The sequence below is a fragment of the Flavobacterium sp. genome (genome assembly GCF_029945805.1).
GTDB lineage: Bacteria > Bacteroidota > Bacteroidia > Flavobacteriales > Flavobacteriaceae > Flavobacterium.
This window is the reverse complement of sequence record NZ_JAQSDH010000049.1, coordinates 1-14,716: the sequence shown is the minus strand read 5'-3', so window position 1 is coordinate 14,716 and position 14,716 is coordinate 1. Positions and strand designations below refer to the sequence as shown.

At 36.4% G+C, this 14,716-nt stretch carries 11 protein-coding genes; 7 read left to right on the top strand and 4 right to left on the bottom strand.

The window, feature by feature from the left end:
• Positions 1–3: 3 nt before the first annotated feature.
• The 3 genes from PSU83_RS13715 to PSU83_RS13705 form a co-directional block, all read right to left on the bottom strand.
• Positions 4–1,572, bottom strand: coding sequence for a S41 family peptidase (locus PSU83_RS13715; RefSeq protein ID WP_300590117.1), 1,569 nt, complete (start codon positions 1,570–1,572; stop codon positions 4–6).
• A gap of 29 nt (positions 1,573–1,601) precedes the next feature.
• Positions 1,602–2,030: a dCMP deaminase family protein gene (locus PSU83_RS13710; protein WP_300590116.1), complete on the bottom strand. Its 429-nt coding sequence runs from the start codon at positions 2,028–2,030 to the stop codon at positions 1,602–1,604.
• A gap of 287 nt (positions 2,031–2,317) precedes the next feature.
• Entirely contained in the window at positions 2,318–2,911 is a 594-nt protein-coding gene (locus tag PSU83_RS13705; protein ID WP_300590115.1) for a HupE/UreJ family protein, read from the bottom strand.
• A gap of 146 nt (positions 2,912–3,057) precedes the next feature.
• Here PSU83_RS13705 and PSU83_RS13700 point away from each other — a divergent pair, with 146 nt between their 5' ends.
• Complete coding sequence (locus PSU83_RS13700; protein ID WP_300590114.1) at positions 3,058–3,489, top strand: TerB family tellurite resistance protein; 432 nt, start codon at positions 3,058–3,060, stop codon at positions 3,487–3,489.
• A 72-nt stretch (positions 3,490–3,561) separates the two neighbouring features.
• Here PSU83_RS13700 and fbp read toward each other — a convergent pair whose 3' ends face one another.
• Positions 3,562–4,569, bottom strand: coding sequence for a class 1 fructose-bisphosphatase (fbp, locus tag PSU83_RS13695; RefSeq protein ID WP_300590113.1), 1,008 nt, complete (start codon positions 4,567–4,569; stop codon positions 3,562–3,564).
• Positions 4,570–4,676: 107 nt separating this feature from the next.
• On the opposite strand from fbp, the gene PSU83_RS13690 reads away from it, so the two are divergent.
• The 6 genes from PSU83_RS13690 to PSU83_RS13665 all read left to right on the top strand — a co-directional run bounded on the left by PSU83_RS13690 (position 4,677) and on the right by PSU83_RS13665 (position 14,592).
• Positions 4,677–5,150, top strand: coding sequence for a GNAT family N-acetyltransferase (locus PSU83_RS13690; RefSeq protein WP_300590112.1), 474 nt, complete (start codon positions 4,677–4,679; stop codon positions 5,148–5,150).
• Entirely contained in the window at positions 5,150–6,409 is a 1,260-nt protein-coding gene (locus PSU83_RS13685) for an aspartate kinase (protein WP_300590111.1), read from the top strand. Before PSU83_RS13690 ends, PSU83_RS13685 begins: the two co-directional genes overlap by 1 nt.
• A gap of 42 nt (positions 6,410–6,451) precedes the next feature.
• Positions 6,452–9,847, top strand: coding sequence for a hypothetical protein (locus PSU83_RS13680; protein WP_300590110.1), 3,396 nt, complete (start codon positions 6,452–6,454; stop codon positions 9,845–9,847).
• Between the two features lie 66 nt (positions 9,848–9,913).
• A complete protein-coding gene (locus tag PSU83_RS13675; protein ID WP_300590109.1) occupies positions 9,914–10,489 on the top strand; it encodes a hypothetical protein in 576 nt (191 codons plus the stop codon).
• A 334-nt stretch (positions 10,490–10,823) separates the two neighbouring features.
• Positions 10,824–11,801 (top strand): ribonucleotide-diphosphate reductase subunit beta, encoded by a 978-nt coding sequence (locus PSU83_RS13670; protein ID WP_300590108.1) that lies wholly within the window; start codon positions 10,824–10,826, stop codon positions 11,799–11,801.
• Positions 11,802–12,171: 370 nt separating this feature from the next.
• Complete coding sequence (locus PSU83_RS13665) at positions 12,172–14,592, top strand: ribonucleoside-diphosphate reductase subunit alpha (protein ID WP_300590107.1); 2,421 nt, start codon at positions 12,172–12,174, stop codon at positions 14,590–14,592.
• Positions 14,593–14,716 lie beyond the last annotated feature (124 nt).

Below are 14,716 nucleotides of genomic sequence, written 5' to 3'. Positions count from 1 at the left end.
TTTTTATTTCAAAATTGCTTTTATCATCGCGTCATCCTTTAAAATGACAGAGAAATATTGACTTTCGCCAAATAACTGACGGGCAAGTTCTGCAGTAATGTATTTTTTAACCAAAGCTTTATTGTTGTCTAATTTCATTTCAACTCCCGCATCTTGCAGATAGGTGTCAAATTTTGCAATGTAGCTGTTGTCATTTTGCATTTTGGTCAAAAATTCCGGAAATTTCAATCCTTTGTAGGTCGCTCTGTTTTTGTCTAATTGTTCAAAAACAAAATGACCAACAACACCAGAGTTAAGAATGTAAGCTAGACTTTCTTCACCTTTTCTAACCTCAAGTGAAACAAAAATATCGGGAACAATTCCGCCACCGCCATAAACAATTCTGCCTTTTTTCGTCTTGAATTTCAACGAATCTGCAATTTTAATTTTGTCTTTTTTGTAGAGTTCGCCGCTTTCAAAACGGGTTTCAAAATCATGACTATATATTTCGCCTTCGCCTTTGGTATATGGTTTTTGAATCGAACGTCCGCTTGGCGTGTAATAACGTGAAATCGTTAATCGAACAGCGGAGCCATCATCAAAATCCATTTCGCGTTGTACTAATCCTTTCCCGAATGAACGTCGTCCAACAATTGTTCCCCTATCGTTATCCTGAATGGCTCCCGCTAAAATTTCACTTGCCGAAGCTGAGTTTTCATCAATTAAAATGTATAGTCTCCCAGTTTCAAAGATTCCACCTTCCGTTGCATACGTTTTGTCTACTATTCCTTTTCTGTTTTTGGTAAATACAACAAGTTCTTTATCTTTCAAAAATTCATCTGCAATAGAAACAGCTCGTTCCAAATAACCGCCGCCATTATCACGAAGGTCAATTAGTAACGTTTTCATGCCTCGTTTTTTGAGTTGTTCTAATCCCAAGCGAAATTCATCATACGTATTCTCAGCAAAACGATTAATTTTGATATACCCAGTAGTAGTGTTCAGCATCAGATAAGTATCGACACTTTTAATTGGAACCACTTCCCGTTCCACCGTGATGTTCAGTTTTTTGTTACTGCTTTTTCTGTAAATAACCAAATTTACTTTGGATCCTTCTTCGCCTTTTAATTTGGTAAACAAACTATCTGTTGGTAGTTTTCTGCCAAATAATTTTGATTTTCCGGCATATAGGATTCTATCTCCAGAAAGAATTCCGGCTTTCTCGGCCGGACCATTTGACAATGGTTTTACCACCGTAACCGTATCTTTATACATGTAAAAATTGACGCCGATTCCCACAAAATCACCTTTCATGATTTCGGCTTCCGAAGATTGTTCGCTTGGCGGAAGATAAACCGAATGTGGATCAAGATTTGCCAGAATGCTATTGACCGTAATGTCAACAATAGAATCTGAATTTACATTGTCAACATATTCATCGTTAATAAAATCGATGAGTTTTTCTATTTTGACTTTTCGAGCATTTTGTTTGGATAAAGTTCTTTTGGGAAAATTTATCATTCCACCAATAATAACACCTAGCGCAACGCAGGCGAATAATAATATTGGTAGATATTTTTCCTTTGATTTCATTTATGCTGAGCTTGTTTCAGTATGTAATATTATCCTAAATCCTGAATTTGATTTACGATTACACCGGCTTTTTCTAAAAAAGCTAAGCCTGCATCATCGTGATACCCATTTTGGTAAACTACCCTTTTTATTCCTGATTGGTGAATCAGTTTGCTGCATTCCTTGCAAGGAGAAAGTGTGATGTATAAAGTAGCATTTTCACAAGTTTGAGTAGAACGCGCTACTTTTGAAATAGCATTCGCTTCGGCATGAAGTACATACCATTTCGTTAGGCCTTCGGTGTCTTCGCAGCAGTTTTCAAAACCAGATGGCGTGCCGTTGTAACCATCGGAAATAATCATTCGGTCGCGCACAATTATGGCACCAACCTGCTTGCGTTTGCAATACGAAAGTTTGCTCCATTCGGAAGCAATTCTTAAATAGGCAGTATCGTATTTGAGTTGTTTACTTTCTTTCATTTATTTTGTTCCGATTTTTCGGAATTTTTTGTGCAAAATCTATTCTAATGTTTCAGAATCTACCGTTAAGATTCTAAGTATAAGGTCAGCAAATATACCGAAATTTGTATTGTGTACTTTGTATTTAGGAAAGATTTAGCATGGACTTTTTCGTCGATTTTTTTGTTTTCAGGTTGTTAAATGCAGAATGGTTCTCACTAGCCCCGATGGGAGCGAGCTACCTTGTAGCGCGGACAGCGGGAGCGATGGTTCTTAAAAATAGTAAGGTTCTGCTCCTCAAATTGGTGCTAGAAATTCAAAAATTTACTATGAACAATCATCGGAAGCACAACGCCACACACAAAAGCGGAAACAATTAAAATCCAATCGCGCTTGGAGAATTTCAGCAGTGTTTGCACCACGTAAGCTAGAAGTAAAGCTGCTGTAACGGCTATAAGAATTCCGATTCCAAATCCTAAAGCCGATTCGAAAAGAGGCACTAATTTATCGGTTGGTTTTTGAGGAGTAATAGTGTTGAAATAATGCGCAAATCCCAATCCGTGTAGCATTCCGAACACCGATGACACAATAGCAATGAAAGTAATGTTGTCTTTTTTGCCTGATTTACCCGCAGAAATTATATTGAACAGCGCAATTATGAGAAGAATAATCGAAATGATGAATGACAGAATATTGGTTTTGATTGTAACAATATTGAAAACAGAAAGCAGCAGTGCTAAAATATGTCCCGCCAAGAATAAAGAAACGAGAATTAAAATCTTTTTCCACGCTTTAAATTCATACGGAACGGTGAGTGCCAAAAGAAATAAGATATCAGTGTAAGCGTTGAAGTTCCACAAATGTTTTAATCCGAATGTGAAGTGGGTCCAGAAATCTGACATAGCATTAGGTTATTTAGGTATGTAAACGTACAATTTATTTCTTTTCGCACTAAAAAAATGCTTTAAAATCGATGAAAAACATTTTCGATTTACATTTTTTAAAAATGCTAATTTGATTTATATTTGTAGTACTAAAACAAAATAATATGTCGATTTCGGATTTATTTGATAGTGAATTTAAAAGTAGAAATAAAGGTCATTTTTCTGCCATTGTTCGTGTAGCGATTGCTGATGGAGCGATGAGTATAGAGGAAAAGGAATTCCTTGATAAGCTGGCAGTTCGCTTGGAGATTTCACCCTCCGAATATGATGAAATTTTAGAAAATCCTTTAAAATATCCAATCAATCCTCCCTATTTACATTCGCAACGTTTAGAGCGTTTGTATGATTTGTCGAGAATGGTTTATGTGGATCATGTTTTGGGGCCAAAGCAAAAACAAATCTTGACTAAGTTTGCTTTAGCACTTGGTTTTACTCCAGGGAACGTTCCTTTTATTGTAGATAAAGCGATGTCGTTGTTAGTGATGGGCGTAGATTTAGATGCCTTCGTTTACGAAATGACTCACATGAATAAATAGTTGTAAACTAGTTAAAATCAAAAAAGCGAACCTCTAATGTTCGCTTTTTTGATTTATAATTCTGTAAACTTGTTACTTGTTTTTTGCCATATATTCTTCGGCTTTTTCTACCATATTGTAACTTCCGCAGAAAAACGGAACGCGTTCGTGTAATTCGGTGGGTTCTATTTCCATTATTCTTGAAAAACCATTTGACGCTTTTCCACCGGCTTGTTCTACAATAAATGCCATCGGATTGCATTCGTACAATAAACGCAGTTTTCCATTTGGTGCTTTCGAACTCGTTGGGTAAATATAAATCCCGCCTTTAATCATATTTCTGTGAATGTCGGACACTAAACTGCCAATATAACGCGAAGTATAAGGGCGATCGCCTTCTTCTAGTTGACAATATTTAAGGTAATCTTTCACCCCTTGTGGAAAATGAACATAATTTCCCTCATTGATTGAATAGATTGTTCCATCTTTTGAAAACTGCATGTTCGGATGCGATAGATAAAAGGTTCCAATTGCCGGATTCAAAGTAAAACCATTCACGCCGTGACCCGTTGTATAAATCAACATCGTTGATGTTCCATAAATCACATAACCTGCGGCCACTTGTTGGGTTCCGGGTTGTAAAAAATCTTTTGTCGAAACTGGAGTTCCGATGGGTGTAACCCGTCTGTAAACAGAAAAAATCGTTCCAACAGAAACATTAACATCAATATTCGACGAACCATCAAGCGGATCCATTAACACAACATATTTATTGCTATGGCTTTTGTCAGAACCGGCTACGGTGATAAAATCATCATTTTCTTCGGAGGCAATTCCGCACACAATTTCTCTATTGATTAACGTTTGGATAAAAATGTTATTAGCATAAACATCCAATTTTTGTTGGTCTTCCCCTTGAATGTTTTGCTCTCCGGCAGCACCGACAATATCAACCAAACCCGCTTTGTTTACTTTATAGCTTACCACTTTGGCGGCTAATCGGATGGAATTTATAATTCGGGAGAGTTCTCCTGAAGAATATTTAAATTCTTCTTGTTTTTCGATGATGAACTCACCAAGCGTTTTATTGCGTTCTTCCATTGCGAAATCGTTGTAGTTGTTTGTGCAAATATCGATAAATTTGGCTAAGAAAAAATCTATTTCATCAAGAAATTAATAATTGTATTTTTGTTAAAAATTTGATTCTAATGAACATTCGAAAAGGAGAGAAAAAGGACATGGAAGCCGTTCTTGATTTGATTCAGGAGTTAGCTACTTTCGAAAAAGAACCCGATGCTGTTGTGGTAACTGTAGCCGATTTAGAACGCGATGGTTTTGGTGATTATCCTTTGTTTTACACCTTTGTGGCTGAGGTTGATAACGAGATTGTTGGAACCGCATTGTATTATTACCGCTATTCTACGTGGAAAGGCAAAACAATTCACTTGGAGGACTTAATTGTAAAGGAAAAAATGCGCGGTTCCGGTTTGGGTTTTGCTTTATATTCCAAAATAATCGAACAAGGAAAACACGATAAAGTGCGCAGAATTGAATGGAATGTATTGGATTGGAATACGCCAGCCATTGATTTTTATGTAAAATCGGGAGCAAAAGTGTTGGATACTTGGCGAGTAGCTCAAATGGATGAAAACGGAATAAATGAATTTTTAAGTAATTTGTAATGAGAATATTCAAATTTGGTGGAGCGTCAGTTAAAGATGCCAACGGTATAAAAAATGTATTCAGCGTATTGGAAAAAGTGGGTCACGAAGACACGCTTTTGGTTATTTCCGCCATGGGAAAAACTACCAATGCCTTGGAAATAGTAATTAAGAATTACTTTGACAAATCGGGTGAACTCAATTCTTCTTTGCAAGATGTTAGAAAATACCACAACCAAATTTTATTGGATTTATTTGAAGATGAAGAGCAAGAACATGAAGTTTTTTTTGCAGTTAACAGTCATTTCGCCGATTTAGAATACTTTTTACGAAGCAACAAATCGCCAAATTATAACTTTGTTTACGATCAAGTTGTGGGATATGGAGAACTTCTTTCCACAACAATTTTGAGCCACTATTTTAATTATGCCGGATTGAAAAACAACTGGATAGATGTTAGAAATTTTATCAAGACAGACAATAATTATCGTGATGCTGATGTGAATTGGGAAAAAACACAGCAATTAATTTCAAAAGGGATAAAGAAAAGAGCACTCCATATTACGCAAGGATTTTTGGGCTCTGATGAAAATAATTTCACTACAACATTAGGCAGAGAAGGTTCCGATTATACTGCTGCGATTTTTGCCTACTGTCTGAATGCGGAAAGCGTAACAATTTGGAAAGACGTTCCGGGAGTCATGAATGCGGATCCAAGATATTTCGAAAATGCCGTTTTGCTGAACCAGATTTCTTATCGGGAAGCGATTGAACTTGCGTTTTACGGCGCTTCAGTTATTCATCCAAAAACATTGCAACCATTGCAGAAAAAGGAAATTCCGTTGTTTGTAAAATCATTTGTAAATCCGCTTTTGCCAGGAACAAGCGTTTCAAAAGGCACCGATTTAGAGCCAAAAATAGCTTGCTTTATTGTTAAGAAAAATCAATTATTACTTTCGTTGTCCTCTATTGATTTCTCTTTCATCATGGAAGAAAATATCAGCGAAATATTTGCTTTATTACATCAATACAAATTGAAAACAAGCTTAATTCAGAATTCAGCCATTAGTTTTTCAGTTTGTATCGAAGATAAATTTGGAAACTTTAATGAAGTAAAAAAGATATTGTCTAAAAAATTCAAAGTTTCTTATAACGAAAATGTATCGTTGTTTACCATCAGACACTTTGATGACCATGCGGCAAAAATGGTTGAAAAAGACAAAAGGGTCTTGCTAAAACAAGTCTCAAGAGAAACCATGCAGATTGTCGCTAAAGAGTAACTGTTTTATACTCAAATTCCCTTTTTTACGTTACTATTATGTATGTTGAAAAAACTTTTTTTATTGTTGTTCGTTTTTGGTTGTTCCAAGCTTTCGGCTCAGGAAATCAAGTCGTTGTATCAAAATAAAAAAGTTGCCGTTTCAAAGGATAGTATTTCGCTTGAAAAAGTAAGTATTAGCCCAAGTTTCTTTAAAGTACAAACTGCAAACGGAACAGAAATCGATACAAGTTTCTATATAATCGATTTCAAAAAGGGAAAATTGGTTTTCAAAAACGGCTTTACTTCACAAGATAGTTTGACGGTGCGCTACTTTAAATATCCGGAACAACTAACTAAAACCTATAGCATTTACGACCAAGATCGAGTGGTTGCGAATGATGGAAATCTGTATAAAGTCAATCGCTCTGTTAAAAAGTTTGTTCCGTTTGACGGATTGAACACTTCGGGAAGCATAACGCGTGGCGTAACCATTGGGAACAATCAAAACGCTTCGGTAAGTTCCAATTTAGATCTTCAAATCACCGGAAAAATTTCGGATAAAGTGTCGCTTCGTGCTTCGATTCAAGATTCGAATATTCCGCTACAAGATGGCGGTTATTCACAGAAATTGGATGAATTTGATCAGATTTTTATCGAATTATTTACGGATAAATGGAACATTCGAGCTGGAGATTTATTTCTTGAAAACCGACAATCCCGTTTTCTGAATTTCAATAAAAAAGTGCAAGGATTGTCGACACATTTTACTTTTGGCGGAGAAGAAAATAAGACCGATATATTTGCTTCGGCAGCTTTGGTTCGCGGCCAATATGCTAAAAGTGCGTTCACCGGACAAGAAGGAAATCAAGGGCCGTATAAACTGCGAGGCAATAATGGCGAATTGTATGTTTTGGTGATTTCGGGTTCGGAACGCGTTTATGTGAATGGAATCCTGGAAAAGCGCGGCGAAAACAACGACTATGTTATCGATTATAATGCGGGAGAAATTACGTTTACGTCATTATTCCCCATAACTTCTGAAATGCGTATTGTGATTGAATATCAGTATTCCGATAGAAATTACACGCGTTTTGTGACGTATGCTGGAGCCAATCACGAAGCCAAAACATGGAGTTTGGGCGGTTATTTGTATTCGGAAAATGATGTAAAAAATCAGCCGTTGCAACAAAATTTAACAGGTGAACAAGTTGCAGTATTAGCTGGGGCCGGCGACAATCCCAACTTGATGAATGCTCCGTCAGCGTTTCCGGATTCGTTTTCGGAGAATAAGGTTTTGTATAAAAAAATTACGGTCGCAACCGGAGAAGCGTTTCAGTATTCAAATAATCCCGATGACGAATTGTTCAACGTGCGGTTTACTTTGGTGGGCAATTTTCTCGGAAATTATATCTTAACGAATTCCGCTGCGATAGGAAAGATTTATCAATATGTAGATCCAATAGGTGGAATATCCCAAGGAAATTATGAGCCGATAACCCGATTGATAGCGCCTACAAAAATACAGCTTGCTACGGTTCTTGGAAAATTCAATCCGAGTGAAAGGACTACGGTTGATTTTGAAATTGGCGTCAGCAATAACGATCTAAATTTATTTTCTTCGCTTGACGATGGAAATAATAAAGGCATTGCCGGTAAGTTGAATTTCAAGCAAAGATTGTTGACTAAGAAATGGCAAATTGATGCTTTTGGAAACTATCAGTATGTTCAGGAAAATTTCAAAACTATTGAGCGTTTGTTTAATATTGAATTCAATCGTGATTGGAATTTGACAACTTTTGAAGGAAATCAAAGTCTGTTAATTAATGGCGTGGATTTCATTCTGCCCGAAAAAGGAAAACTTAGTTATCAGTTTGAAAAATTGGATTTTTCCAAAAGTTTTTCTGGAAGTCGCCATATTGTAAACGGAATATTGAAACTCAAAAATTGGAACATTCTACAAAATAGTAGTTACCTTAAAAGTGACGGAACATACGCCAATTCAACCTTTATCCGAAACCAATCACAAGTTCGGTACAACTTCAAAAACAATTGGATAGGAAGTTCGTTACGATTGGAAAACAACAAAGAAAAATTGGTTGCGACACAACAATTAACGGCTTTAAGTCAGAAATTTACCGAATACGGTGCTTTTATAGGACGTGGTGATAGCACCAAAGTTTTTGTTGAATTGGGTTATTTGCAACGGGTTAATGACAGTTTGCTGAATGGTTTTCTACAAAGAGTTAATACATCACAGTCGTATTATTTGAAATCAAAATTGATACAGACCAAAAAAAGTGATTTGTCAGTATTTATCAATTACCGAAACCTGAAATTTAGTGATGCGACTAGACAAAATGAACCTTCCCTGAATTCGAGATTGTTGTATAATGACCAGTATTTTAAGCAATTGTTGCAGGTTACAACAGCTTATGAATCTACTTCAGGTTCGATAGCGCAACAGGAATTCACCTATCTTGAAGTTGAAGCTGGGCAAGGCGTTTACACTTGGATTGATTATAACGGCAACGGCATTCAGGAATTGCAAGAGTTTGAAATCGCGCCATTTCCCGATCAGGCGAAGTATGTTCGCGTGTTTTTGCCCAATCAGGTTTTTGTTAAAACGCATCAAAATAAGTTCTCTCAGTCGCTCACGTTAAATATGAGTCAGTGGCAAAACGCGACTGGTTTTAGAAAATTACTGTCTCATTTCTACAACCAAAGTTCTTTTTTAATAGAGCGTAAAATAAGGCGAAATGGAGATAATTTTGATTTGAATCCGTTCTCAACTACTGATGAAAACCTACTGGGATTAAACACCAGCATTAGGAATAGCTTGTTTTATAACAGAGGAAAGCAGAACCATTCGCTAACAGCAACATACATTAGTAATCAATTGAAAAGCTTGCTTTCAGTGGGTTCGCAGGAAAGTAAAAATACTACTTATCAACTCCAATATCTTCATCTGCTTAAAAAATCGTGGCTCTTTTCAGTATCAACAGACGCAACGGCAACCGATTTGATTTCTGAAAATTACACCAGTAAAAATTACGAAGTCGATTCGTATCAAATCAATCCGAAGATTTCATATTTGTTCAATAAAAATGCGAGCTGGGATGTTTTTTATGAATATCAGAACAAGTTAAACCAAATAGGAAATGCTGAAAAATTACTGCAAAATCGTTTTGGAACTTCATTTTCATACGCCAGCGACAAGAAGATTACGATGAATGGTGAATTTTCATTGTATCAAAATACTTTTACGGGCGATCCACAATCGCCCGTGGCTTTTCAAATGTTGGAAGGCTTGCAACCCGGAAAAAACATGACTTGGCGCTTGCTTTTACAGAAGAATCTAACACAGTTTTTAGATATCAATATCAATTATCAGGGCCGAAAAACAGAAACCAGCCAAACGATTCACACCGGCAATGTACAATTACGAGCCTATTTTTAATTGGAATAGTATTTGGAAACAAAAAATTCACTAATTTTAATTTGAATTAAAAAACCACTAGAAACCATGAAATCACCGATTCACGAACTCCAACTAAACAAACTACTTAGTGTGAGTAAAAAAGTATTGTTATTATGCATGTTCTTTGTTTTCTCAGCTACGTTCTACGCCCAAACGGCAACAGAGAAAAAGGCTAAGGTTAAAACAGAAAAAACAAAAAAAGAAGTACAAGAGAAAGCAACAAAAACAGAAAAGAAAGCTAAGGAGACAGCCGTTAAAGCTGAAAAAGTTGCAAAAGAAGCGCCAAAAACTAAAAAAGACGGAACGCCAGACAAACGATTTAAAGAAACGGCAAAGGATGCACCGAAACTTAAAAAAGACGGAACGGTAGATAAACGGTACAAAGAAACAGAAAAAGAGGTTAAAACAACTACAACTAAAGTTAAAGCCAAAGTTAAAAAAACAGCTGCTGAAGAAAAAGAAGACATGAAAGAAACTCCGGTTTCAAAAGCGGCAGAAAAGAAAGTAGCTGACAAAGCAACAGGTTCTTATAAAGGTAAAAAAATATTCACTGGTCCAAGAGGCGGTAAATATTACATCAACAAAAACGGAAACAAAACCTATGTTGATAGAGACGAATAAACGATTTCTTACCTACAATTCAAAACGCGGTTTTCTACATTGAAAACTGCGTTTTTTTATGGTTTTAAAAATCATTTTTAGATTGTTTTAAATGTTAAAATTTTAGCGACAGAAAATTCTTAACACCCTTTGTTTTAGGGCTTTTTGAATAATTTTACATTTTCAAAATTCTGTAAATCAACAATTTGTGTAAATTCCACAAATCAGGCAAAAGCACCGAAAATGTTAAAAACTACAGCGTATTGTGAATAAGTTTGGCTTTCATTTTACGTTTCGTTTGACAATCTTTGTAACATACAGAATTAGAAAATTTCACCCTAAATATAATTTCAAAATGGCCAACGCAGAACCAATTTTACAAGAAAATAAAAATCGTTTCGTGATTTTTCCAATAAAGCATAATGATATTTGGGATTGGTACAAAAAAATGGAAGCTAGTTTTTGGACTGCAGAAGAAATCGATTTGCATCAAGATTTGACCGATTGGAACAATAAGCTGAATGATGATGAGAAGTATTTTATCAAACATATTTTAGCTTTTTTTGCCGCTTCAGATGGAATTGTCAACGAGAATTTAGCTGAGAACTTTGTAAACGAAGTACAATATCCTGAAGCGAAGTTTTTCTACGGTTTTCAAATCATGATGGAAAATATTCATAGCGAAACTTATTCGCTATTAATTGATACTTACGTGAAAGATGAAGCCGAAAAAGCACAACTTTTCAATGCCTTAGAAGTTTTTCCAGCGATTAAGAAAAAAGCAGATTGGGCTTTAAAATGGATTGATTCCGATTCGTTCGCAGAACGGTTAATTGCTTTCGCCGCGGTGGAAGGAATCTTTTTCTCAGGTGCATTTTGCTCAATTTACTGGTTGAAAAAACGTGGATTAATGCCAGGATTAACTTTTTCAAACGAATTAATTTCTCGTGACGAAGGCGTTCACTGTGATTTTGCTGTGCATTTACACAACCACCATTTGGTGAACAAAGTTTCGAAAGCTAGAATTACAGAAATAATTACGGATGCTTTAGACATCGAACGGGAATTTATTACCGAATCACTTCCTGTGAGTTTGATTGGGATGAATGCTACATTAATGACGAACTATTTAGAATTCGTTGCCGACAGATTGCTAGTGGAATTGGGATGTAAACGTGTTTATAATTCAACCAATCCTTTTGATTTTATGGATATGATTTCGTTACAAGGAAAAACCAATTTCTTCGAAAAACGTGTTGCTGAATACCAAAAAGCTGGTGTGATGAATGCTGATGCAGAATCAGGAAAAATTAGTTTCGACGCGGATTTCTAGAAAAAAAATCAACCATTAAGAGATTAAGTTTTAGCTTGATTTTTTTCTCTTAGTGAATTAAAAAACAAATAGTTCTTTGAAAAACTAGTATCCTAGCCCAGATTACCTCGCCTTTCGTCTATTTTTAATAGGAGTTCGGTGAACACAAAGTGTTTGCAGTGGCATACTTTTCTAGCTGTCCGGTTTTAAAAACCGGACAGCTAGAAAAGATAGAACGGAAAGCTGGAAATAGCTCCTGAAATAAATCAAAAAAAGAAACTGAACTTTTTTAAATAAAATCAGTAAAAATAAAGATGTTGAAACGAGTTCAGCACAAACAAATAACCAAAAGCAGCGAAGGGATTTTCTGTTTTTAAAAACCCACAAGAATATGTATGTAGTTAAAAGAGACGGTCACAAAGAGCCCGTAATGTTCGACAAAATCACGGACAGAATTAAAAAATTATGTTACGGATTGAACGATTTGGTAGACGCTGTAAAAGTCACCATGCGTGTTATCGAAGGATTGTATGACGGAGTAACTACTTCTGAACTTGACAACTTAGCGGCAGAAACTGCGGCTTCAATGACCATTGCACACCCAGATTATGCACAATTAGCCGCCCGTATTGCTATTTCAAACTTGCATAAAAACACCAATAAGTCCTTCTCGGAAACCATGAAAGAAATGTACTTTTATGTAAATCCAAGAACGAACCAAAAGGCACCTTTATTATCAGATGAGGTGCACGAAGCGATTCAAGCAAACGCTGAATTTTTGAATTCACACATCATTTACAACCGTGATTTTAACTACGATTACTTTGGTTTTAAAACCTTAGAGCGTTCCTACTTGCTAAAAATCAACGGAAAAATCGTAGAGCGTCCACAACATATGTTGATGCGTGTTTCGGTTGGAATTCACTTAAACGATATGGAATCGGTTATTGAAACCTACGACTTAATGTCGAAAAAGTTCTTTACGCATGCGACTCCGACCTTGTTTAACGCAGGGACACCAAAACCTCAAATGTCGTCTTGTTTCTTACTAACGATGAAAGACGATAGCATTGACGGAATTTATGATACCTTAAAACAAACAGCCAAAATTTCGCAATCTGCCGGTGGCGTTGGATTATCTATTCACAACGTACGTGCAACAGGTTCTTACATTCGTGGGACTAACGGAACTTCGAACGGAATTGTTCCGATGTTGAGAGTGTTCAATGATACGGCGCGATACGTAGATCAAGGTGGTGGAAAACGCAAAGGAAGTTTTGCTATTTATTTAGAAACTTGGCATGCGGATATCTTTGAATTTTTGGATTTGAAAAAAAATACAGGGAAAGAAGAAATGCGTGCACGTGATTTATTTTTCGCGATGTGGACTTCCGATTTATTCATGAAACGTGTTCAAGCAGATATACATTGGACCTTAATGTGTCCAAATGAATGTCCGGGATTATGTGACGTTTATGGAGACGAATTTGAAGCCATGTATACTGCATACGAAGAACAAGGAAAAGGAAGAAAAACGATCAAAGCCCGTGAACTTTGGGAGAAAATCCTAGAATCACAAATAGAAACCGGAACGCCGTATATGTTGTATAAAGATGCAGCAAACAGAAAATCGAACCAAAAGAATTTGGGAACCATTCGTTCTTCGAATTTGTGTACTGAAATCATGGAGTACACTTCTCCTGATGAAGTTGCAGTATGTAACTTGGCTTCGATTTCGTTACCAATGTTTGTTGACAACGGCGAATTCAACCACCAATTGTTATACAACGTAACCAAACGTGTAACGAGAAACTTGAATAAAGTAATCGACAGAAATTATTATCCTGTAAAAGAAGCGGAAAATTCTAACTTGCGTCACCGTCCCGTTGGGCTTGGTGTACAAGGTTTGGCTGATGCTTTCATCATGTTGAGAATGCCTTTTACAAGTGATGAAGCAAAGAAATTAAATCAAGAAATTTTCGAAACCTTATACTTCGCAGCCGTAACCGCATCGATGGAAGAAGCCAAAGTGGAAGGGCCGTATTCTTCTTTCAAAGGATCGCCAATTTCACAAGGAGAATTCCAACACAATTTGTGGAACATTAAAGACGAAGAATTGTCTGGACGTTGGGATTGGGCAGCGTTGAGAAAAGAAGTGATGCAGCATGGTGTGAGAAACTCGTTATTGGTAGCGCCAATGCCAACCGCTTCTACCTCGCAAATTTTAGGGAACAACGAAGCATTCGAACCATATACATCTAACATTTACACGCGTCGTGTATTGTCTGGAGAATTCATAGTTGTAAACAAACATTTACTAGAAGACTTAGTAAAACGTGGACTTTGGACCGAAGATTTGAAACAACAATTAATGCGTAATAATGGTTCTGTTCAGAATTTGGATATTCCAGAAGATTTGAAAGAATTGTACAAAACCGTTTGGGAAATGTCTATGAAAGACATCATTGACATGTCGCGTCACAGAGGGTATTTTATCGACCAATCGCAATCGTTGAACTTGTTTATGCAAGATGCCAATTATGCGAAATTAACATCAATGCACTTCTACGCATGGCAAAGTGGATTGAAAACCGGAATGTATTATCTGAGAACTAAAGCTGCAGTTGACGCCATCAAATTCACATTGAACAACGATAAAAAAGCCGAACCAGCAGTACAAGTTCCAGAACCCGTAGCAGTAGAAGTCGTAGCACCAACAGAAAACGGTGAAATGACTGCCGAAGATTTTGCCGCAATGGTAGAACTAGCGCGAAACGCGGGTCCGGATGATTGCGAAATGTGTGGATCATAAAGAAATAAAAATTAAGAATTAATAATAAAGAAGCAGCTGTCGATAAGATGGCTGTTTTTTTTTGTAATAATGTCTTGTCCTGAAATAGCGATACACAAAAAAGTATCCTTATGGAAAAACATGA